Here is a 20,602-nt window from a genome sequence, read left to right as displayed (position 1 = left end):
ATTCACTGACCTTTCGGTGAACGAGTTGAGGTGGCGGAGGAGTCCTCGCGGATACCGATGGCCTGGCGCGGGCATGCACTCACGGCCGAATGCGCCTTGGGCCACAAAGCTTCCGGTGGTGTCTCGTTGCACGTCGCGATGTCGTCGTCGGCGAGGTCGAATATCTCGGGGGCGATCTCGACACACAACGCGTGGGCCTCACACATATCGCGATCGATGTGCAGGCGCTTCGGTGGTCCCGTCATCGGGCGCTCCAAAGGGTGACGTCGGGTCCGGACGGCGAGAGCACGCATTCGGCGTGAATGCCGTCCGATGTACGGTGAGTAACGGTGTTACCGGCGTCACGGTAACGCTGTTATCCGACAACGGCAAGGGAATTCGTAGAAATGGAGAACACCGTTTTGCGCGACGGCGAGGACAGACTTCTCGACAGCGTCGTGGAACTGCTCGACGAGGGAGGATTCGAGGCGGTCCAGCTACGCGAGGTAGCCCGCCGCGCACGCATCTCGCTGTCGACCGTCTACAAGCACTACGCCACCCGCGACGTCCTCATTCTTGCCGCGATCGAGCGCTGGATGGAGAGCAACCACTCGGCCCTCGTTCCGCAGACCCGTCACGCGGACGAGCCGTTGCACCCGGCCTTGATGAGGGTCCTGCGCGCGATCTTCGAGCCGTGGGAGAAGCACCCGCACATGCTGCTCGCCTACTTCCAGGTGAGAGCCGCACCCGGCGGCGAAGGACTGCACATGCGGGGCTTCGATCCCGTCGTCCCTGTCGGCATGGCGGTCCTGTCCGACGTAGACCCCGGCTTCGTCGCCGAACTGAAATCCATCCTGTCGAGTGTTGTCTACGGCCTTGTCGGACGCTGCCGCGACGGTGACATCGCCATCCACGACATCGTGCCCACCATCGACCGGACGGTCTTCTGGCTCACCGCCGGCTACGAAGCGACGCTCAGGGGCAGCGAGTCATGAGAGCGGCCCGGCGTCGAGAACGTCAGGACGGGCCGGCCAGCAGTGCCTGCTCCACCGCAGAGTCCACCCCGTCGAACCAGGGTTCACCGTGGCCCGGCAAAACGGTGCCGGCAGCGGTCTCCGCGAGAGCGGACAGCGACGCCAGAGCCTGAGCGCTGTCGGTCGTCGCGGCGCCCGCGACCACGTGCGGTCCTGTCTTACAGGTGTACGGGTCGAGGGTGACGAGGGCATCGCCCGAGATCACGGTGTTCCGGTCCGGGAGGTGGAGGGCGCAATGCCCGAACGTGTGACCGGGCGTGAACACCGCTCGAGGCCCCCCGGGAACATCGAGCCGAGCACCGGTCTCGAACGGGGTCGTATCCGACAGGCCCCGAACCCCCAACGCCCCCGCTGCCGTCATCCGACCGAGGATCAGGAGCGATTTCGGGTACCGGAAGGGATAGAGCAGGCGCGCACGCTCCGGCTTGTACCGGTACGGATGTGCGGCGAGATACTGCTCCCGCCGATGTGCCCACACCGGAACCTGCCACACGCGGTGCGCACGACGTGCCGAACCGACGTGGTCGAAGTGCGCATGCGTCAGCACGATCGCCCGCACGTCCCGCGGAGAGCGTCCTATCTCTCGCAGCGCAGATTCGATGTGGCTGAACGTCGCGGGGAAACCCGTGTCCACCAAAGTGACACCGTCGTCGTCCTCGACGAGATACACATTGACGTGAGCGTGCTCGATCCGGTGCACGCCGTCGGCGACATTACGTTCGAACATCGGTCCTCCTCCGTCGGACGGGCGTGTGTCGTACGCGTTCGGGATTCAGCCCGCCGGGTTCTCCTGGTCCCGCTGTACGCTCAGGTGTCGCGCGGCGTCGCGTGCGCCTTCCTGCTCGAGCGCGTCGAACATCTTGTCCACCTTGGCACTCGGAGCCCGCGGCGGCAGCAACGGTGTCGCGGGATCGGTCACTGCCTGGATCACCACGGGACGATCGGCGGCGAGCGCTGTGCGCCACGCGTCGTCGATGTCCTCGGGCCGCTCGATGCGGATGCCTTCCAGACCGAGCAACCGGGCATAGTCGGCATACGGGAACGCCGGTACGTCCTGTGAGGCCGGGATGCGGGCGTCTCCTTCCATTTCTCGTTGCTCCCACGACACCTCGGCAAGGTCTCCGTTGTCGAGCACCAGGACGACGAACCTCGGGTCGGCCCAGTTACGCCAGTGGTGGGCCACCGTCACGAGTTCGGAGTTGCCGCTCATCTGCATCGCACCGTCGCCCGCGAGCGCGATCACAGGTCGATCCGGTCGGGCACACTTCGCAGCGAGCCCGTAGGGAAGCGCGGACCCCATCGACGCCAGCGTGCTGGACAGGTGCGCCGGCACGCCCCGGGGCAGCCGCAGCATCCGCGCATACCAGTACACGACCGAACCGACGTCGACAGCGACCTGCGCGTCCGACGGCAGGTGGTCGGACAGCGCGGCGACGACCGCCTGCGGATTGAGCCGAGCCGGCCTCTCGGCGCAGCGCGCCGCCGCGATCTGCCGCCAGTCCTGCACCATGTTCGCGACTTGGTCGCGCCACGGCCGTTCCGTCTGCCGCAACAGCGGGAGCAATGCCCGCATCGTCTCGGCCGAATCTCCCGGAAGCGCAACTTCCACCGGGTATTTCGCGCCGAGGTTGCGGGGCTCGATATCGATCTGAACAGCTCGTGCCTGGCCGGGCGCGGGGTAGTACTCGGTCCACGGGTCGTTGCTGCCGACGATGAGCAAGGTGTCGCACTCGGCCATCAGGTCGGCGGATGCAGTGGTACCGAGGTGACCCATGACCCCGCACGCCCACGGCTCGGTTTCGTCCACCACCGGCTTACCGAGCAGCGAGGTGGTGACGCCGGCCCCGAGTCGCTCTGCCAACTCGGCAATTTCGGCGGCGGCACCGTACGCGCCCTGACCGACGAGCAGGGCCACCTTCTCACCGGCGTTGAGTACCTCCGCGGCCCTGTCGAGATCGGCCTCGGCGGGAATCACCCGCGGCACCGCGTACGTGGCTGTGCTGGGAACGAACCCGTGCTCGTGCTCGGGTTCGGGAGCGTCCGCCTGCTGGATGTCGTGCGGCACGATCACACAGGTGGGGCTCGAGGTGGCTCGCGCGGTGCGGAACGCATTGTCGAGCGCAGGACCGAGTTGCTCGGCACTGTTGATGCTCTGCACATACTGCGCGCAGACATCCTTGAACAGCGTGGCGAGTTCCACTTCCTGCTGGTAGCCGCTGCCCTGCGCGGAGGTGACCACCTGGCCGACGATGGCGACGACCGGTTTGCTGTCGAGCTTCGCGTCGTAGAGGCCGGTGAGGAGGTGAATTGCCCCCGGACCCTGTGTGGCGAGACAGACCCCCACCTCGCCGGTGTATTTGGCATGTCCGGTGGCCATGAATGCGGCCATCTCCTCGTGGCGTGCCGTCACCAGTTCGATGTGCTCGGATGCCCGATCCAGCGCGGCCAGTACAGGGTCTATCCCGTCCCCCGCGTAGCCGAACACCCGGCGCACTCCCCAGTCCCTCAGCCGGTCCACGATTCCGTCGGCCACGTTGGACATACGCGTCTCCTGTTCTGCGGTCGGGCGAGCGGGTTGCGGTTCGGGTTCCCGATGGAACCGCACCGAAACCTCACCACCCGTTCGTCCGAGGAGGCGGGGGACGCAGACGCGCCGCGGTTCTATCTCGGGCTGTACATGATCATCGCAACGCCCACGAGACACACGAGCGCGCCGGACACATCCCACCGGTCGGGACGGAATCCGTCCACGACCATGCCCCAGGCCAGGGAACCTGCGACGAACACACCGCCGTAGGCCGCGAGGATGCGTCCGAAGTTCGCGTCCGGCTGCAGGGTCGCCACGAAACCGTATGCACCCAGCGCGATCACACCCGCGCCGACCCAGATCCATCCCCGGTGCTCACGAACTCCTTGCCACACGAGCCAGGCGCCCCCGATTTCGAACAGCGCGGCAACAGCGAAAAGCAGAAGGGACTTCAGGATCGTCACGGCGACACCCTAGTGCTCGCCCGTACCCGGGGGGAGCCTCCCGCCGTACCGGAATCAGGGTGCGTCGGTCACAGTTCGTCGATGGAGACCACGCCGTCCTGCAGCGCGCGGGCCAGGAGCGAGGTCTTCGTGGGCGCGGCGCGGCCCACGCGTGCGTACTTCTCGCGAATGCGCACGATGTGAGTGCTCACGGTGGCGGCGGTGACGTACAGCCGCGCGGCCGCCTCGGACTTGGATTCACACACCAGCCATTCACGAAGAATCTCGATCTCACGGGCCGTGAGGGCAGGCTGCCGGTAGGTCGGGGTCTTGTCGAGCATGCTGGTCATGGCGAATCCCTCTGTAGGCAACGATCGACCGAGCACGATCCCCCGACCATGCGTCCCGGTCGGGAAAACGCTACCGCCGCGCCCCCAAAACCCCCAGACCCATGTTCTCCTGCCCATGAAACCGGGGGCATCGTTACCTCGGCTAAGCAAATGCCGAGACGGTGGCGGGCAGGGGTTTGTCGAGAACCGAGCCGTCGCGGTCGAGTTCTATGCGACGCACCTCATCGTGGTCGCGCAACAGCATGGTCAGCAGCGCATGACGCCCCGGCGGGAGAACGCGAACGGTCACCGCGCCGCTCGCCACCGCATTCAGCCGGTCCACGACCGCCCGGTGGATTCGACGGCGCACCTCTGCCGGCACGTCGTCCATCCCGTTGTCGTCGAGCATGACCACTTCCACACCTCGAAGTCGCGCCGCCTGTGCGGCTTCCACGACCGCAACGTCCTGCAGAGCGGGCGCCCGCAGCATGTCGCGAAGGCGTGCCTCGAGGAGGGCACACCTGGTGCGGTCCTCGTCCCCCAGCGGCTCCCCGGAGGCGATGAGGGAAAGCATCGGCCGGGCGAGGGCGTCGAGCCGGGCGAGTTGGGCATCGCGTTCCTCGAGAAGGGCGGCGGTCGCGGATTCCCGTGCGATCCGCTGGGTAGTGCGCGCCCGCAATCGATAGATGGACCCGGCCAACGGGCGGATCGTGTACGCGAACACCGTGCCCATGAGAACCGGGCCGGCGTTGATCAGCGACACACCGAGGCCGGACCCGGCTCCGGCTCCTGTGGCCTCCGCCCACACGGCCGAGGTGGCGAACATGAGTATCAAACCGATCCACGCCAGCAGAGTGCGGCCCCGCACGCACATGAAGACGAGGACGGTGGCGGACATCCCGAAGGTCCACAGCTGGACGGGTCGGTCGGTGGGCTCGGTCGGAACCACAGTGAACAGGGCACCGCACGACACGGCCCCGGTGCACATCAGCGCCAGAGCCGGACCGAGCGGCAGCGGATCGCCCTCGACCGCGACGAGCACGAAGGCCGCTGCAATACAGACCACGACGGACACGAACATCGGCCAGACACTGTCGACCCGGTCGACGTTGTATGCGGCGAGCAGCACACACGTCGCCGCATACAGACCCGCGAAGGCGCGCGCCGGTTTGCTGTGCATCCGCAGAAGGTCTGAGATCGTCGCATTCGCAGAAGTCACGTCCGCTGCTCCCTCCACGAGAGGTACACGGCGGTTCCGGCCCCGGGCACCGAGCGCACTTCCGCGGCTCCGCCGGGCAACTGGTTCATCCGCGCGCAGATACTGACGCTGACACCCAACCGGTCCTCGCCCACGTCATCCGGATCGAAGCCGCACCCGTCGTCGACGACGCGGACATCCAGCCTGCCGCGCCGCACCTCGGCCCTCACCGACCTCATCGCGTCGGACCCGGCGTGCTTCACACTGTTGCGGACGGCCTCCGCGAGAGCGGCGGCGACGACACGGACAGGTTCCGGCGGAAAAGTCGCCGTTTCCGCCTCGCGCGAGATGCTCGGGCAGAAGGTGATCTCCTCGTTCGCTTCGGTCGCGGCGGAGCGCAATCGGGAAACCACCGTGTCGGCGTCCATCGGCGAGTCTTCGTCGTCACGCCGTCGGAGGTCGTCGAGTTCGGCCAGCGCGCGTGCGGCCTGAGGAACGACGGAGTCGTCGGGTGCACGGCGTGCGACGGCAAGGAACGTCGACATCACCCGGTCGTGGACGAGAGCATCGAAGCGTTCACGTTCGACATTGCGGGCTTCCAGAGCAGCGGACGCCGCGGCCGCCTCGTGTGTCGCGGCGACGGTCTCGTCGAGCATGCGGCCGGTACCCAGGCCCACCACGGCAGCGGCGAGAAAGAGCGTGCAGAAGACGAGTCCGAACGCGACGTCCGGAACCAGACTCTGGGTGAACGGTGCATCCCTGACCATGTGGTCGGCGGCCTGCGCGAGCAGCACCGCGCTCACCATGTGGAGGAACGCCCACGGCGGCCGCCACGCCACCGCCGCGGCGAACGAGGCCACCCCCGGAAACGAACTGAACCACAGTGTCTCGTCCTGCGCCACGACCGACCCGTTCCATGCCGGAAACCACAGGGCCACGGCTGCGAGATACAGGAGCGCGTTCGCCGCCGCGACCCGTTTCATCCGCCGCTTGTCGTAGAACGACGCCGACAGGCCGAGGACCACACACGATCCGAAGATCATGGCCACGGCAGTCGGCGTCCACCACGAAGCGGTCAGGCCGGCCTGCCCGACGATCGCCGGAGCCACAAGAAGCAGGTAGCACACGTATCCGATTGCGATGAACCACGCGAACATTCGCAGAAGACGGTCTGCCGCTGCGGTCGCACCGCCGGACGTCCGGTCAGCCACGCCGACGGGCACCGTCGCGCTCCGGAATCGGCAACCACCCGTCCTCGATCGCACGCTTGTACAGGTCGGTCTTGGTCGGGGCGGGCCGGCCCGCTTCCGCGTACTTGGCCCGGATCCGCTGCAGGTAGTCGTTGACGGTCTGAGGAGCGAGGCCGGTCAACCGCGCGACGCGATCGAGTTTCTCCCCCGAGGCATACAGTTCGAGCACCTCGAGTTGCCGGGGGCTCAGACCGACGTCTCCGAGTTCGGGATCTCCGTCGATCGCCGCAGCCCACTCGGTGCTCGCGACCTGCCCGCCCGACGCGGCGATCCGGATCGCCTCGACCACCACCGCAGCGGGTTCCGACTTGCGGACCACACCCAGGACCCCGGCGCGTGCGGCGGAGCGCACCAGAAAGGCGTTCTCGGCACCGGTGAACACGAGCGTTTCGAGTCCTGCGGCCCGCAGTTGCTCGACGTTGCTCTTCGGCGCAGATCCGTCGGAGAGCCGCAGGTCCAGCACCGCGAGGTCGAGATCGTCGTGCTGCGCGAGCAGTGCGTCCACCGTCGGAACAGCACAGACGAGTTCGAGATCCGGTTGGTCGGCGAGCATCGCCGCCAGCCCCAGAGCCACCGATTCGTGGTCTTCGACGAGCCCGATCCGGCGGACGGGAGCAAAATCCTCGGCCATGACAGCCCTCCCGATTGCCTGATGTCGTATGCGGAACGAACGGTATCAGTCCGCTTCAGTGCAAGCCTTCTCTGCGGACCGACGCCGGGTCGAGATCATCGCGCAGACCCTGCCAACTGGTATGCCGCAGCCGGCCGCCGTCGGTCCATCCCTGAAACCGCACTTCGCCCACCAGTTCCGGGTCCAGCCACACCGCATCTCGCCTCTCCGCCCGAGGTACCTCGTCGGAGAACGGGCTCGTCGATCGCTCGAGGCCTTCCATTGCGCGCGCCAACGCGGTGAGGGTCCGCTCGTCGAATCCCGTACCGACCTTTCCGACGTACAGCAGGCCGCCCTCGTCGTCGTACACCCCGAGCAACAGAGACCCGAAAGTCGCGGAGCGATTTCCTTTTCCCGGCTGGTAGCCGCCGACGAGGACCGACTGGGTGAGCCAGTTCTTCTCTTTGATCCAGGCGCTCCCCCGCTTTCCCGGCAGGTACACGGAGTCGCGACGCTTGGCGATCACGCCTTCCCAGCGCGCGTCCCTGCTGCGACGGAGCGCTTCTGCCCCGTCACCGGGCAACTGGTCGGGGACGAGCAGCCCGTCGGTCGCGGCGGCGAGAGCGCCGAGCACCCGTCGCCGGTCGTCGTACGTCTTGCGCAGCAACGACACCCCGTCCAGATAGAGGATGTCGAACACCCGGTACTCGGCCTTCACCCCTTGCTGCAGGCGCGAGAAACTGGGGACCCCTTCGGGATCGACCGCGACGATCTCCCCGTCGAGCACCACGTCGTGTCCTTCGAGAATTCCCGTGAGGGCGGCGAGCGGAGGGTATTCCCGCGTGATGTCGCGCCCCGACCTGCTGTGCAGACGCAACTCGCCTTCGCATACCTCGGCGAGCGCACGATAGCCGTCCCACTTCCCTTCGAAGGCCCAGTGTTCGGCGTCCAACCGGGATACCTCTCCGGGGGTCGCGAGCATCGGTGCGATGTCGCGCGGGAACGCGGATGCGTGGGCACCCGACGATTGTTCCTTCATCCGGTGCGCCAGCCACTGGTCCTTCTCGGTCCGAATCAGCGCGTACCGTCCGTCGATTCGCTTTCCGTGCAGGCGCACGATGACCTCGTCGTCCCGCCATTTCTCGGTCTCGTACGTGCCCGTGTCCCAGATGGTCATCGTCCCGCCGCCGTATTCACCCTTCGGGATGGTGCCGTGGAAGGTGAGGTATTCGATCGGGTGGTCCTCGGTGTGGACGGCGAGATGGTTGCGGCCGGGACTGTCGGGCAGATTCTTCGGGACCGCCCACGACGCAAGCACTCCGTCGCGCTCGAGCCGGAGGTCGAAGTGCAGTCGGCGGGCATGGTGTTCCTGGATGACGAACCGGTCGCCGGAACCGTCGCGCGGGACACCGCGCGGCACCGGTTCGGGAGTGCGCGACGCGTCGCGTTTGCTTCGATACGTCTCGAGGGCGTCGGAGGCGGGACGGATGTCGAGTGGCGGATCGAGGCCTTCGAGCAGGTCGCCGTATTCGCCGAGGCGGTCGAGGACTTCCTCGAATCGCAGGTGCCGCAGGTCCGGATCGTCCAACTCGTCCCATGCGCGGGGCGCCGCGACCCACGGCTCCTCGCGTCCGCGCAGCGAATACGGCGCGACCGTGGTCTTCGCCCCGTTGTTCTGGCTCCAGTCGACGAACACCTTTCCGGGCCGCACCGACTTCGACATCGTCGCGGTGACGAGATCGGGGTACGCGGTTGCCAGGTTGGTCGCGACCTGCTTGGCCACCGTCGACGCCCCAGAGGTACTCAGTATCCGGTCGAGCGGCACATACAGGTGGATCCCTTTGCTCCCACTGGTGACCGGGTAGGCCGTCCAGCCCAGTTCGGCCACCATGTCGCGGACGTACCGGGCCACGACCGCACATTCGGGCAGGCCGGCACCGGGCCCCGGGTCGAGGTCGAACACGATCCGGGTGGCGGGACCGGCGTGGTCGTCGTCGAACCGCCATTGCGGAACGTGCAATTCGAGCGCGGCCTGCTGCCCGAGCCAGACGAGGCTCGCGGCCGAATCGAAGAGCGGGTACGTGACGCGGCGCTGCTTGTGGTGCAGCGTGCGCCGATCCAGCCACGACGGGGCGTGCTCGGCGAGGTTCTTCTCGAAGAACGCCGGTTCGTCGACGCCGTTGGGCCAGCGTTTCCGGGTGCCGGCCCTACCCACCACGTGCGGAAGCATCGCGTCGGCGACGGCCTCGTAGTAGGCAATGACGTCGCCCTTCGTCGTGCCGGTCCGCGGATACAGCACCTTGTCGATGTTCGTGAGCGTGATGCGGTGACCGTCGACCGTGCGTGTCGGCATCACCTCATAATGCCGTGCCGAGCTCGCCGCATCACCCTGACGCGGTGAACCTGCGCAATTCGGTCACAAGCGCTTCGAGGGCCGGCGCGGCGGCTACCAGCCGGTCACGATCTTCCGCGGCAAGCCGATCGAGCACGTCGGTGATGTGCTGTGCCCACGCCGCCCAGATGAGGTTCTGGTGCTCGAGCGACTTGGCTGTGGGGTGCAGTTGGATGATTCGCTTGTCCTCCGGGGCTGGTGTGCGCCTCACCAGACCCTCCTCCACGAGATTCCTGACGGAGGCACTCACGTTGTTCGGGTGCATCGCCAATTCGGCGGCGGTGTCGGAGACGCTCCTGCCGGGACGTTCGTGGATGGTTTTGAGGACAGCCAGGTCCGGAGCCGGGAGCATCTTCAAGCCCACCGTCTCCGCCGGCTCCATCCGCTGAATCGACCAGCTCAGGTCGTGCAGGGTCGAAGCAAGCTCCCGGGTCGGCTCGCTCGCTCGCTCGGGGTTTGACATGCCCACATATTACCTAAGATTCTATAGGCTATATTCTCATAGATACTTGTGGCGTTCCCGCACTCGGGTGCGCCCCCTCCCACCCGATCGGATCCTGCACACCCCATGGTCACCCCTCCCACCGAACGACCGTCCCCGATACCGCCGTCGACTGTCCTGATCGGCGTCCTCGCGCTGCTGACAGCCGTGCCCCCGTTGGCAACCGACATGTACTTGCCCGGCTTTCCCGCGATGGCCCGGGAACTCGGCACTACCGCCAGCAGTATCCAGCTGACCCTGACCGCTTTTCTCATCGGAATGGCCTTGGGGCAATTGGTGATCGGCCCACTTTCCGACCAGTGGGGTCGGCGAATGCCGATGATCGCAGGGTCGGCTGTCTGCCTTGCCGCAGGCGTCGGCGCTGCTCTGGCACCTTCGATCGAGCTGCTCGTCGGCGCGCGCTTTTTGCAGGGCTTCGCAGGCGCGGCCGGCGTGGTCCTCGCCCGGGCGATCGTCGCCGACCGGACCCGCGGACCGCGGGCCGCTCAACTTTTCGGCATCCTGATGATCATCGGTGGGATCGCGCCCGTGGTGGCACCACTCCTGGGCGGACTCGCGGTCGACACCGTCGGGTGGCGTGGCATCTTCTGGATCCTCGCCGGCCTGACCGCGCTCATGCTCGCCGCTGCGATCTTCTTCGTCCCCGAATCCCTTCCGCCCGAGAACCGTCATGCCGGTGGACTGCGCAGCCTGCTCGCCAGCATCGGCAGCGTCGCTCGCAACCGCACGTACATGGGCTACACGCTCACCTTCGGCTTCGCTTTCACCGCATTCTTCGCGTACATTTCGGCGTCGCCGTTCGTGCTTCAGAACATGTTCGGGCTGTCGGCCGCGTCGTATTCGGTGGTCTTCGCGGTGAACTCCCTCGGCCTGATGGTCACCAGCGCCCTCGCCGCGAAGCTTGCACACCGATTCACCCTGCGTGGAATGCTCGCCGTCGGCGTCGGCGCACTCACCGCGAGCACTGCGTTCCTGCTGTTTTCGGTGCTCGTGGGGGCCGGCCTGTGGCCGACTCTCGTTCTGCTCTTCCTCACGGTGCTGAGCCTGGGCTTCATCTTCGCCAACGCTGCAACCCTCGCCACCACACAGGTGCCGCAGAGCGCAGGGACCGCCTCGGCACTACTCGGTGCGATCCAGTTCGGTCTGGCCGCCGTCATCTCTCCGATCGTCGGACTCGGTGGCGAAGACACCGCACTACCGATGGCGATCGCCATGTTCGTCGCCGCGCTCGTCGCTGCCGTCACGATGTACGCGATGACGACCAGAGATTCGGACCTTACCGGCACCCGCTCGACCGGTGCAGCAACACCGGACACAGTCCACTGACGTCGAACTCGCCTCGGCATGGTTCGGGCGTGGCCCGCGTCCTCACCGAGGGCGCAGATCGACGGGCTGGCCGTCGGAGGGGAACGGCAGGGACGTGAAGTTCAGCGGCGCGACGTAGCCGGGGTCCACGTCCCAGTCGAAGCGCAGCAGCAGGTGATGCATGATCGCTTTGATCTCGGCGCCGGCGAAGTGCATTCCCAGACACTTGTGCACACCGCCGCCGAACGGCTCCCAGGCATACCGATGCACCTTGTCTTCGCGCCGGTGCTCCGCGAAGCGTTCGGGATCGAAACGTTCGGGATCCGGCCAGTACTGCGGCATGTGGTGGGTGAAGTGCGGTGCCACCGCGGCGTACGTTCCCGCGGGCACGAAGTGCCCCTGCACCTCGGTATCGCGCACCGCCCGGCGCGCCATGACCGGCACGGGGGCAACGATGCGGAGGCACTCCTTCATGACCAGATCGAGACTGACCAGGCCGTCGAGGTCCGCGTAACCGGGCGTCGATGTACCCAGTGCGAGCGACTCCGCCCGGCACTTCTCCCGCCACTGCGGGTGCTGACCGAGGTACTGCATCATCGTGGAGAGGGTGATCGTGGAGGTGTCGTGCGCGGCCATGAGCAGGAAGATCATGTGGTCGACGACCTCGTCGTCGCTGAAGCGTTGTCCTGCCTCGGATTCGATGTGGCAGAGCACGGAGAACAGGTCGTCGGTCTCGTTCGTCCGGCGCGCCGGGAGATACCGGCGGAAGAACTCTTCCAGGACACGTCGGCCGTCGAGTCCCCGCTTCCATCGGGTACCCGGAACTCGATAGCGGATCACCGAGGTCGCCGCTTGGACGCAGTCGACGAAAGCCTTTTTCACCGCCTCGATCTCGCGTTCGGTGCTGCCTTCCGCACCGCCCATGAAGATGTCCGTGGCGAGATCGAGCGTGAGTGTTTTCAGCGCGGTGTAGGCCCGGAATCCGTCGATGGGTGCCCACGTGTCGAGTGCGGCATCGATCGCCGGGTGGAGCGCGTCGACCGTCTTCTCGAGGCGTGAGCGAGTGAACGCCTGCTGCATGATCCGCCGGTGCCTCAGGTGTTCGTCCGAGTCGAGCAGCATCAGGCCGCCGTGGAAGAAGGGGCCGATCAACGCCGACCAGCCGTCGCTGTTCACGAAGGCCCGATCCTTGTTCTGCAGCACTTCCTGGCACGCGTCGGGACCCAGGACGGCGACCCAGCGTCGGCCGATCATGGTGAACCAGGAGACCTCGCCGTAGGTGTCCCACCGCTTCTGCATCATCGTCAGCGGGTCGCGGATGTACTCGAGCGCATGTCCGACGAGTGGTGGTCCCGATCGGCCCGAGATCGCCCGCAACCGGGAGTCTGCGGGTGGTTCGGCCAGGATCTTCGTCACGATGAACCTCTTCCCGTTCTATCTGACAGTACGTCCTGTCAGATAGGTTGTAGTGTGCGTCACACCGGTCGCGTCTGTCAAGATCGCCGTATGACTTCTCCTACGCCCCGCCGGTATGCGGGCCTGACCGGCGAGCAGCGCGCGGCATCACGGCGCGAGAGCCTGCTCGAGGCAGGGCTGGAGGTGTTTGCGGCCGCCGGGCAGAGCGGTGCCACCATGACCGCCATCTGCGCTCAGGCCAAATTGACCGAGCGATACTTCTACGAAAGCTTCACCAGCAGAGACGAACTGCTACAGCAGGTGCTGGACCGGATTGCCGACGAGATCCGCGATGCCGGGCTGAGCGCACTGCGGACCAGCACCGGAACGCTCGAGCAGCGCGTACGCAATGCGATCACGGCCTTCGTCACCATCCTCACCGATGATCCGCGCAAGGGGCGGGTCGCAATGATCCAGTCCGCCGCGTTCGAGCCCCTGCGCTCGCACCGCCGCGCGGCGCTACGAGGATTCGCGCAGATGGTCGCGAACGAAGCGACGATCATGTACGGGGACCGGGCGTGGCCCCCGCATCAGGGCGAGATCAACGGGTTGCTGTTCGTCGGCGGCCTGGCCGAGTTGGTGACCGCGTGGCTGAACGACGAAATCACGATTACTCCTGAGGAAATCGTCGATGCGGCGACTCACCAGTTCACCTCGACCGCACATCGCTGAAATCGCGAACCGGGAGCGAGGGCAGAGATTTCAGCCGTAGAGTCGCGCGAATGTGTCGAGCGACGCCTGCAGGTCACCCTGAAGCGCGCGAGCGACGCCCGAACCGATGGGTCCGAACAGCGGCGCTCCCCCGAGCTCGATCTTCATCGTCAGACGAGACCCTTCGCCGGCGGTCGTGACGGCGAGTCTCATCGAGAACTTCGTCCCGGCCTTGCCCGTCCCGCGGAGCACCACGTGGTGCGGCGCATCGAGTTCCACGACCGTCCACGTGACGCGATTGCGCATGCCCTTGACCGACACCACCGACTGAAGGGTCGTGCCCGCGGTGAGGGTGTCCGGCAGTTCGCTGCGCCAGCCGTCGTGGATGGTCAGCCACTCGTCGAAGGTCTGCAGCCGGGATGCCTTCTCCCACGCGCGGTGCGGATCCATGGGGAGTTCCGTCGAGACCTCGAGTTTCGCCATGAGCGGCAGCCTAGACGACAGATGTCGTCGCGCCACCCCACGGCGAAGGCCCACCCCGTTCGGGATGGGCCTTCGGTTCCGGCCGGGCGGGTAACGCAGAGTCAGTGGGAGACAACCTTCTCCACGCCGACACCGGTGAGCGAACGAACTTCCATCTCGGCCTGCTTGTACGGATCTTCCGGCTTGCCGCGGCCCAGGTACGTGCCGACGATGCCGAGCAGGAAGGCGAGCGGGATGGACACGATGCCGGGGTTCGACAGCGGGAACCAGGAGAAGTCGGCGTCGGGGAACATCGCGGACGGGCTGCCGGACACGGCGGGCGAGAACATGATCAGCACGAGGCAGCTGATCAGACCGCCGTAGATGCTGAACAGCGCACCCGTCGTGTTGAACTTCTTCCAGAACAGCGAGTACAGCAGCGTCGGCAGGTTCGCCGAGGCAGCGACCGCGAAGGCGAGTGCGACCAGGAACGCGATGTTCTGTCCCATCGCGAGGATGCCGAGAACGATCGAGACCAGGCCGATCACCACAACGGTGATCCGGGAGACGCGCACCTGCTCGTCCTCGGTGGCGTTGCCGCGCTTGATGACGCTGGCGTAGATGTCGTGAGCGAACGACGCCGACGCGGTGATGGCCAACCCCGCGACCACCGCGAGAATCGTGGCGAACGCGACTGCCGAGATCACGGCCAGGAACACCGTGCCGCCGAGTTCGAAGGCGAGCAGCGGGGCTGCGGCGTTCTCCTTGCCCGGTGCGTTGAGAATGACGTCCGGCCCGACGAGGGCGGCAGCGCCGTAACCGAGAACCAGCGTGAACAGGTAGAAGCCACCGATGAGCGCGATGGCCCACGTCACGGAGCGACGAGCTTCCTTCGCGGTGGGCACCGTGTAGAAGCGCATCAGCACGTGCGGCAGGCCGGCGGTACCGAGCACCAGAGCGAGGCCGAGCGAGATGAAGTCGATGCGAGACATGTCACTGATGCCGTACTTCGCGCCCGGGGCGAGAACGTCACGCTGGGCGACAGCCTCACTCGCGGAACCCGACACCATGGCCTGTGCGTCGGCGAGGAGCTGAGAGAAGTTGCCCCGCACCGCGACCAGCACGAGCACGAACATCACACCTGCACCGGCGATGAGGAGCACCGCCTTGACCATCTGCACGTAGGTCGTGCCCTTCATGCCGCCGATCAGCACGTACACGATCATGAGCACACCGACGACGGCGACGACGACCGCCTGTCCCGTCTTGCCTTCGATGTCGAGCAGGAGCGCAACGAGACCACCCGCGCCGGCCATCTGGGCCAGCAGGTAGAACAACGACACTGCGAGGGTGGACAGCGCCGCGGCCATGCGCACGGGCCGTTGTTTGAGCCGGAAGCTCAGCACGTCGGCCATCGTGAAACGCCCGGTGTTGCGCAGGAGTTCGGCGACGAGCAGCAACGCGACGAGCCACGCGACCAGGAAGCCGATCGAGTAGAGGAAGCCGTCGTAGCCGTAGACGGCGATGGCTCCCGCGATACCCAGGAAGGACGCTGCCGACAGGTAGTCACCTGCGATGGCGAACCCGTTCTGCGGGCCGGAGAACTGTCCGCCACCGGTGTAGAAGTCGGACGCCGTCTTCGTGGTCCGGCTGGCACGGATGACCAGGCCCATCGTGACGACGACGAACGCGAGGAAGATCGCGATATTGAGGAGCGGGTTACCGATGTCGGTGGTGCCCTGTGCGAGAACGCTCACTGCTGCGGTCCTTCCAGCTCGGTACGGATCGCAGCGGCACGGCCGTCGAGCTGACGACCGGCGAACTTCACGTACACCCCGGTGATGATGAAGGTGGTCAGGAACTGGGCCAGTCCCAGCAGGAGCCCGACGTTGACGTTACCGATGACCTTGGTGGCCATGAAGTCGGTCGCGTAGGTCGCGAGCAGGACATACAAGGCGTACCAGGCCAGGAAGAACACCGTCACGGGAAACACGAACCGGCGCAGGCGACTGCGCAGCTCCTGGAACTCCGGGCTTTCCTGCATATCGACGAACTCTTGCGGCGTCGGAACACGCCGGTGGGGTACGTCGCTCTCGCTGGGAGGTGCTGTGGTCACTGCCGACTCCTTGGTCGTACGTGTGAGGTGTAGTGCTCACACACGTTAATGAGACGGCGATCACACAAATAGAGGGGTGCGCCGACTGCACGCCGAACTGCCGAGCGATGCGCCGAACGGTCGACTCACTGCGACGAGCGGCGCTCGTCGAACGCTCCCAGCTCCCGATCCCGGCCCATGCCCAATCGCTCGGGCACATGCATCCGCGAGAACGTGCGGCCTACGTCGGCCGGAATCCTTGTCCGCGTAGCAAGACTCACGGTGATCATGGTCAGGAACGCGAGCGGCACGCTCGCCGCGGCCGGATATTCCGACAGCACCGCCGGCCATCCCTCCGCGGTCGCCGGATCGAACCGCACCACGATCGACATCAGGGCGGCACCACCCGCGATAGCGCCGCCCACCACCATGCCCGCGGCGGCACCGATTGCCGTCAGCCCCCGCCACCAGATCCCCAGTACGAGCAACGGACACAACGTGGACGCGGCGATCGCGAAGACCTGACCCACCGACCGCGACAAGTCCAGGGACGTCACCGACAACGCCAGCACCAGCGGCACGACACCCGCAAGCACCGCCGCGAGCCGGAAGTCACGGACCCGCCCACGCAACACGTCGGTGGACAGCACCCCCGCGACGCTCACCAGCAGACCCGACGACGTGGACAGAAACGCCGCGATCGCACCCGAGGCCACGAGCGCCGCGACCAGTTGCCCGCCCCACCCGGACAGCACCGACCCGGGCAGCAGCAGTACCGCGGCGTCGGAGCGACCGGTGATGAGCAGTTGCGGGACGTACAGCCGGGCGAAGACCCCGAGAACGGTAGGAAACAGATAGAACAGGCCGAGGAGCCCGATCACCGCGAGCGAGGTCATGCGGGCGGCACGCCCGTCGGGGTTGGTGTAGAAGCGGACGAGTACGTGCGGCAACCCCATGGTGCCGAGGAACGTCGCGAGCATCAGTGAGTACACCTGGAACAACGGGTGCGCGCCACCCGCACCGATCCCGGCGCCGGGTGCGGCCCAGGTGTCGTTGTCCGTCGGAGCGCCCGCCACCACTGGGACCGGTGACCCCGCCTCGAGCACCAGTTGGGTTCCGGCCCCGAATTCGTGTTCGCCCGGTGCCAGCTCGATCACGCCGGAGACGGGCACACCGTCCACGTCACCTCGGACCGTCACGTCGAGCGGGTCGGCGACCTGCACGATGACGTCGACGGTGATGTCGACGGTGGTGGTTTCGGTGACGGTCGGGGGAACAGGCGCATCCACCGCGCGATGATCACCGACGAAATGCAGGATCAGGACGAGGGCGGGGATGGCGACCGCGGTGAGTTTGAGCCAGTACTGGAACGCCTGCACGAACGTGATCGACCGCATCCCGCCACCGACCACGTTCGCGACGACGATGACGCCGACGACTGCGACCCCCACCCAGTCCGGGACGCCGAGAAGAATATTCAGCGTGAGTCCCGCGCCCTGGAACTGCGGCACGAGATAAAGCACGCAGATGATCGCGACCACCATCATCGACAGGGTGCGCAGCCATCGTTCGCCGAGACGGAACTCCGCGAAATCGGGCACCGTGTAGGCACCGGATCGCCTCAGCGGTGCCGCGACGAACAACAAGAGCCCGAGATACCCGGCGGTGAACCCGACCGGATACCAGAGTGCGTCGGCCCCGAACTTCGCGACCAGCCCGGCGACGCCGAGGAAGGACGCGGCAGACAGGTACTCCCCGGAAATGGCGGCGGCGTTCCACCGCGGCCCGACGCTGCGGGACGCGACGAGGAAATCGGAGGTCGTGCGGGCCATACGGACGCCGTAGACACCGATCGCGACGGTGGCGACAGCCGCCGCGACGAGGCCGACGACGGTCGCGACAGGAATCGACTCGGTCACGGCGCGTCAGTCGTCGGTCAGGTCGGTGAAGTCCTGCTCGTTTCGTTCGGCGAGGCGCACATAGACCCACGCGATCCCGAGCAGGACCGGATAGCCGACGATGCCGAGCAGAATCCAGGGAAGCCGGACCCCCATCATCGTCACCTCCGACAGTCGCGGCACGAAGTGCAACAGCACGGGAATCGCCCCGAGCAGGCACACCGTTGCCAGGGCGACCCGGATGGCGAGGCCGAGTTGGGCGCGCACCAGACCGCGCACCATCGCATCGCCGACCTCGGTCTGCTGCTGCACCTCGACTCGGGTGCGGACGATGCGCGCACCCCGTCGCTGCGCGAGAACCACGCGCTGCCGCGGCGGGGGTGACCCACCTGCCTGGGTGCTCACCGCGACGTCCATGTCTGCATCGGGCCGCGAATGAGGCGATCCTTGAGTTCACGGGTGTGGCGGCGACTGACCGGCAACTCGACCGGTGGCGCGTCGCCGTTCCCCTTCACACACACCACGAGTCCGGAGCCGACGCTGCGAATACCGGTGACCAGGGGCAGCGCGACGAGGAACGACCGATGCACGCGCAGGAAGCCGGCGTCGGCCCATCGGCTCTCGAGGGTGGAGATCGGGATGCGCACGAGATGCGAACCGGTCGCGGTGTGCAACCGGGCATAGTCACCGTCGGCTTCCACCCACTGCACCGACGACCGGGGAACGAGGGTGGTGACCCCGCCCAGCTCGACAGGGATCACTTCGTCGCCCGACGGCGGTTCCGGTGCCCGGCCCGCCGCGGACCGGCGGCGCTCGACGATTCGTTGCACCGCTTGAGCGAGGCGCTCTTCCCGAAGGGGCTTGAGCACATAGTCCACGGCACCGAGGTCGAAGGCCGAGACCGCGCGGTCGTCGTGTGCGGTCACGAACACCACAGCCGGCGGGGCCGCGAAGTTGCGAAGGATGCCGGCGATCTCCAGACCGTCCAGTCCGGGCATGTTGATGTCGAGGAACACCGCATCGATCCCACCGTCGCGCAACAACCGCAGCGCCGTCGTCGCGTCGCTCGCGGTATGGACCTGGGCGATCTCGTCCTGAGCGCGCAACAGGTACGCAAGCTCGTCGAGAGCGGGCGGTTCGTCGTCGACGGCCAGTACGGTGAGTGTCTTCTCTGCTTTGTCGTTCACGGCGGACCTATCGTGCCATGTCGGGCACCCGTCAAGGCCGGATACCCGCACGGAACTTGGGTACCCGCATGCTCACTTTCGTACCGGCCCCCGGGGCCGTCTCCACCACCAGCCCATAGTCGTTGCCGAAAGCGGCCCGGAGCCGGTCGTCGACGTTGGCGAGCCCGACGTGCGCGGACTCCTTGACCCCGCTGCCGTGCTCACTCTCGGCGATCGAGTCCAGCGTTCCGGAACGCAGCAGTTCCGGGTCCATTCCGACCCCGTCGTCCTCGACACTGATGACGCAGTCGGTGCCCTCGTCGGCTGCGGTGATCGTGATGGTGCCGGTGCGGGTGGGTGTCCCGGCGATACCGTGCCGGACCGCGTTCTCGACGAGTGGTTGCAGCGCGAGAAACGGGAGCGTGACGTTGAGAACCTCGGGTGCGACCTGCAACCGCACCTCGAGCGCATTGCCGAAACGAGCCCGCTCGAGCGTGAGGTAGCGATCGATGTTCCGCAGTTCTTCGGCGAGCAGCGTGTACTCCCCCGTCGCGCGGAAGGAGTAACGCGTGAAATCTGCGAAATCGAGCAGCAGTTCTCGTGCCCGGTCCGGGTCGGTGCGAACGAACGAGGCGACGGTGTTGAGCGCGTTGTAGATGAAATGCGGGCTGATCTGCGCGCGCAGAGCGCGCAGCTCGGCCCGGTCGAGCCGGGCCCTGGAGGCATCGAGTTCAGCCAGTTCGAGCTGGCTGCACGCATACCGCGCCACCTCGGTGATCGCGCCGAGCAACGCGGGACCGGGGGTGGTCGTCGTCACGACGCCCAGCACGCCTGCCACCCCCACCCCCTCGATCACGAGGGGCTGCGCGATCAGTGCGCGCGCGGCGAGGTCCCGGGGGCCGGGGGCGAGATCACGGTGTCCGACCAGTACCCGCCGCCCCTCCGCGACGGCGCGAGCAGCGGCGCCGTGCATCCGGTGCGCGAGGCTCTCGAACGGGCCGTCCCACGCGAGCAGGGTGCCGTCCACGTCCACCAGGGCGACGGCCTGCGCTTCGGCCAGCAACATACGCAAGTGCGGGGCGGCTTCCGTTGCCGAGGATGCGTCGAGGCCGCGGCGCAGCGGCCGGGCGGCGAGCGATGCCGTGTGCAAGGTGGCGTGCACGGCGCGCTCGGCAGGTGTGGTGACCACACGACGGGTCCGCGCCCACACCGCAGCGAGTGCGGCCACCACCAGCGTGGTCACGACGGCGAACGCGAGGAGGACTGTTCCGTTCACGTCTCGTCCACGCGCTGTGCGATCACGGAG

Annotated in this window: 21 protein-coding genes; 3 read left to right on the top strand and 18 right to left on the bottom strand. The window is 66.9% G+C overall.

The features are described from left to right. Window positions 1-2: 2 nt before the first annotated feature. The gene (locus ACFWU2_RS05350; protein WP_378602020.1) at window positions 3-245 is read right to left on the bottom strand and encodes a ferredoxin; all 243 of its coding nucleotides are present in this window, start codon (window positions 243-245) and stop codon (window positions 3-5) included. A 141-nt stretch (window positions 246-386) separates the two neighbouring features. On the opposite strand from ACFWU2_RS05350, the gene ACFWU2_RS05345 reads away from it, so the two are divergent. Then, the gene (locus ACFWU2_RS05345) at window positions 387-974 is read left to right on the top strand and encodes a TetR family transcriptional regulator (protein WP_378602018.1); all 588 of its coding nucleotides are present in this window, start codon (window positions 387-389) and stop codon (window positions 972-974) included. A gap of 22 nt (window positions 975-996) precedes the next feature. Here ACFWU2_RS05345 and ACFWU2_RS05340 read toward each other — a convergent pair whose 3' ends face one another. The 9 genes from ACFWU2_RS05340 to ACFWU2_RS05300 all read right to left on the bottom strand — a co-directional run bounded on the left by ACFWU2_RS05340 (window position 997) and on the right by ACFWU2_RS05300 (window position 10,225). After that, window positions 997-1,740 (bottom strand): MBL fold metallo-hydrolase, encoded by a 744-nt coding sequence (locus ACFWU2_RS05340; protein ID WP_378602015.1) that lies wholly within the window; start codon window positions 1,738-1,740, stop codon window positions 997-999. 45 nt (window positions 1,741-1,785) lie between these two features. Beyond that, complete coding sequence (locus ACFWU2_RS05335) at window positions 1,786-3,555, bottom strand: thiamine pyrophosphate-requiring protein (protein ID WP_378602012.1); 1,770 nt, start codon at window positions 3,553-3,555, stop codon at window positions 1,786-1,788. A 119-nt stretch (window positions 3,556-3,674) separates the two neighbouring features. Then, on the bottom strand, window positions 3,675-4,004 hold the full coding sequence (locus tag ACFWU2_RS05330) for a YnfA family protein (RefSeq protein WP_072701618.1): 330 nt from the start codon (window positions 4,002-4,004) through the stop codon (window positions 3,675-3,677). 68 nt (window positions 4,005-4,072) lie between these two features. Continuing rightward, window positions 4,073-4,333: a LuxR C-terminal-related transcriptional regulator gene (locus ACFWU2_RS05325; protein WP_378602009.1), complete on the bottom strand. Its 261-nt coding sequence runs from the start codon at window positions 4,331-4,333 to the stop codon at window positions 4,073-4,075. Window positions 4,334-4,475: 142 nt separating this feature from the next. Next, on the bottom strand, window positions 4,476-5,531 hold the full coding sequence (locus ACFWU2_RS05320) for a hypothetical protein (protein ID WP_378602006.1): 1,056 nt from the start codon (window positions 5,529-5,531) through the stop codon (window positions 4,476-4,478). Beyond that, window positions 5,528-6,721 carry an ATP-binding protein gene (locus tag ACFWU2_RS05315; protein WP_378602003.1) on the bottom strand — a complete coding sequence of 398 codons (1,194 nt, stop codon included), beginning with the start codon at window positions 6,719-6,721 and terminating at the stop codon, window positions 5,528-5,530. The genes ACFWU2_RS05320 and ACFWU2_RS05315 overlap by 4 nt, the downstream gene beginning before the upstream one ends. After that, a complete protein-coding gene (locus ACFWU2_RS05310) occupies window positions 6,714-7,391 on the bottom strand; it encodes a response regulator transcription factor (RefSeq protein WP_378602000.1) in 678 nt (225 codons plus the stop codon). The genes ACFWU2_RS05315 and ACFWU2_RS05310 overlap by 8 nt, the downstream gene beginning before the upstream one ends. Window positions 7,392-7,446: 55 nt before the next feature. Beyond that, entirely contained in the window at window positions 7,447-9,723 is a 2,277-nt protein-coding gene (locus ACFWU2_RS05305) for an ATP-dependent DNA ligase (protein ID WP_378601997.1), read from the bottom strand. A 31-nt stretch (window positions 9,724-9,754) separates the two neighbouring features. Further along, window positions 9,755-10,225: a MarR family winged helix-turn-helix transcriptional regulator gene (locus ACFWU2_RS05300; protein ID WP_378601994.1), complete on the bottom strand. Its 471-nt coding sequence runs from the start codon at window positions 10,223-10,225 to the stop codon at window positions 9,755-9,757. Between the two features lie 105 nt (window positions 10,226-10,330). On the opposite strand from ACFWU2_RS05300, the gene ACFWU2_RS05295 reads away from it, so the two are divergent. Continuing rightward, complete coding sequence (locus ACFWU2_RS05295) at window positions 10,331-11,590, top strand: multidrug effflux MFS transporter (RefSeq protein ID WP_378601991.1); 1,260 nt, start codon at window positions 10,331-10,333, stop codon at window positions 11,588-11,590. Between the two features lie 42 nt (window positions 11,591-11,632). On the opposite strand, the gene ACFWU2_RS05290 is transcribed toward ACFWU2_RS05295, so the two are convergent. Next, the gene (locus ACFWU2_RS05290; RefSeq protein WP_378601988.1) at window positions 11,633-12,985 is read right to left on the bottom strand and encodes a cytochrome P450; all 1,353 of its coding nucleotides are present in this window, start codon (window positions 12,983-12,985) and stop codon (window positions 11,633-11,635) included. Window positions 12,986-13,075: 90 nt separating this feature from the next. Between ACFWU2_RS05290 and ACFWU2_RS05285 the strand changes: the two genes are divergently transcribed. After that, window positions 13,076-13,696, top strand: a complete 621-nt coding sequence (locus ACFWU2_RS05285) for a TetR/AcrR family transcriptional regulator (RefSeq protein WP_378601985.1) — start codon at window positions 13,076-13,078, stop codon at window positions 13,694-13,696. Window positions 13,697-13,726: 30 nt separating this feature from the next. Here the strand turns inward: ACFWU2_RS05285 and ACFWU2_RS05280 are convergent, their stop codons facing one another. The 7 genes from ACFWU2_RS05280 to ACFWU2_RS05250 form a co-directional block, all read right to left on the bottom strand. Further along, on the bottom strand, window positions 13,727-14,158 hold the full coding sequence (locus ACFWU2_RS05280) for an SRPBCC family protein (RefSeq protein WP_378601982.1): 432 nt from the start codon (window positions 14,156-14,158) through the stop codon (window positions 13,727-13,729). 101 nt (window positions 14,159-14,259) lie between these two features. Beyond that, window positions 14,260-15,894 carry a cation acetate symporter gene (locus tag ACFWU2_RS05275; protein WP_378601979.1) on the bottom strand — a complete coding sequence of 545 codons (1,635 nt, stop codon included), beginning with the start codon at window positions 15,892-15,894 and terminating at the stop codon, window positions 14,260-14,262. Next, a complete protein-coding gene (locus ACFWU2_RS05270) occupies window positions 15,891-16,253 on the bottom strand; it encodes a DUF485 domain-containing protein (protein ID WP_378601976.1) in 363 nt (120 codons plus the stop codon). Before ACFWU2_RS05270 ends, ACFWU2_RS05275 begins: the two co-directional genes overlap by 4 nt. Window positions 16,254-16,378: 125 nt before the next feature. Then, entirely contained in the window at window positions 16,379-18,151 is a 1,773-nt protein-coding gene (locus ACFWU2_RS05265) for a cation acetate symporter (RefSeq protein WP_378601973.1), read from the bottom strand. Between the two features lie 6 nt (window positions 18,152-18,157). Further along, complete coding sequence (locus tag ACFWU2_RS05260; RefSeq protein WP_378601970.1) at window positions 18,158-18,547, bottom strand: hypothetical protein; 390 nt, start codon at window positions 18,545-18,547, stop codon at window positions 18,158-18,160. After that, window positions 18,532-19,317, bottom strand: a complete 786-nt coding sequence (locus ACFWU2_RS05255; RefSeq protein WP_378601967.1) for a LytR/AlgR family response regulator transcription factor — start codon at window positions 19,315-19,317, stop codon at window positions 18,532-18,534. The genes ACFWU2_RS05260 and ACFWU2_RS05255 overlap by 16 nt, the downstream gene beginning before the upstream one ends. A gap of 31 nt (window positions 19,318-19,348) precedes the next feature. Continuing rightward, window positions 19,349-20,572, bottom strand: coding sequence for a sensor histidine kinase (locus ACFWU2_RS05250; RefSeq protein ID WP_378601964.1), 1,224 nt, complete (start codon window positions 20,570-20,572; stop codon window positions 19,349-19,351). Between the last annotated feature and the right edge of the window lie 30 nt (window positions 20,573-20,602).

The organism is Rhodococcus sp. NPDC058639 (assembly GCF_042717545.1).
GTDB lineage: Bacteria > Actinomycetota > Actinomycetes > Mycobacteriales > Mycobacteriaceae > Rhodococcus.
The sequence above is the reverse complement of the archived record's forward strand: the minus strand, read 5'-3'. Positions and strand labels throughout refer to the sequence as shown.

Coding starts and splice junctions, on each gene's coding strand:
- ACFWU2_RS05350 (WP_378602020.1), bottom strand. CDS start 245: ATGACGGGACCACCGAAGCGCCTGCACATCGATCGCGATATGTGTGAG.
- ACFWU2_RS05345 (WP_378602018.1), top strand. CDS start 387: ATGGAGAACACCGTTTTGCGCGACGGCGAGGACAGACTTCTCGACAGC.
- ACFWU2_RS05340 (WP_378602015.1), bottom strand. CDS start 1,740: ATGTTCGAACGTAATGTCGCCGACGGCGTGCACCGGATCGAGCACGCT.
- ACFWU2_RS05335 (WP_378602012.1), bottom strand. CDS start 3,555: ATGTCCAACGTGGCCGACGGAATCGTGGACCGGCTGAGGGACTGGGGA.
- ACFWU2_RS05325 (WP_378602009.1), bottom strand. CDS start 4,333: ATGACCAGCATGCTCGACAAGACCCCGACCTACCGGCAGCCTGCCCTC.
- ACFWU2_RS05310 (WP_378602000.1), bottom strand. CDS start 7,391: ATGGCCGAGGATTTTGCTCCCGTCCGCCGGATCGGGCTCGTCGAAGAC.
- ACFWU2_RS05305 (WP_378601997.1), bottom strand. CDS start 9,723: ATGCCGACACGCACGGTCGACGGTCACCGCATCACGCTCACGAACATC.
- ACFWU2_RS05300 (WP_378601994.1), bottom strand. CDS start 10,225: ATGTCAAACCCCGAGCGAGCGAGCGAGCCGACCCGGGAGCTTGCTTCG.
- ACFWU2_RS05295 (WP_378601991.1), top strand. CDS start 10,331: ATGGTCACCCCTCCCACCGAACGACCGTCCCCGATACCGCCGTCGACT.
- ACFWU2_RS05285 (WP_378601985.1), top strand. CDS start 13,076: ATGACTTCTCCTACGCCCCGCCGGTATGCGGGCCTGACCGGCGAGCAG.
- ACFWU2_RS05280 (WP_378601982.1), bottom strand. CDS start 14,158: ATGGCGAAACTCGAGGTCTCGACGGAACTCCCCATGGATCCGCACCGC.
- ACFWU2_RS05260 (WP_378601970.1), bottom strand. CDS start 18,547: ATGGACGTCGCGGTGAGCACCCAGGCAGGTGGGTCACCCCCGCCGCGG.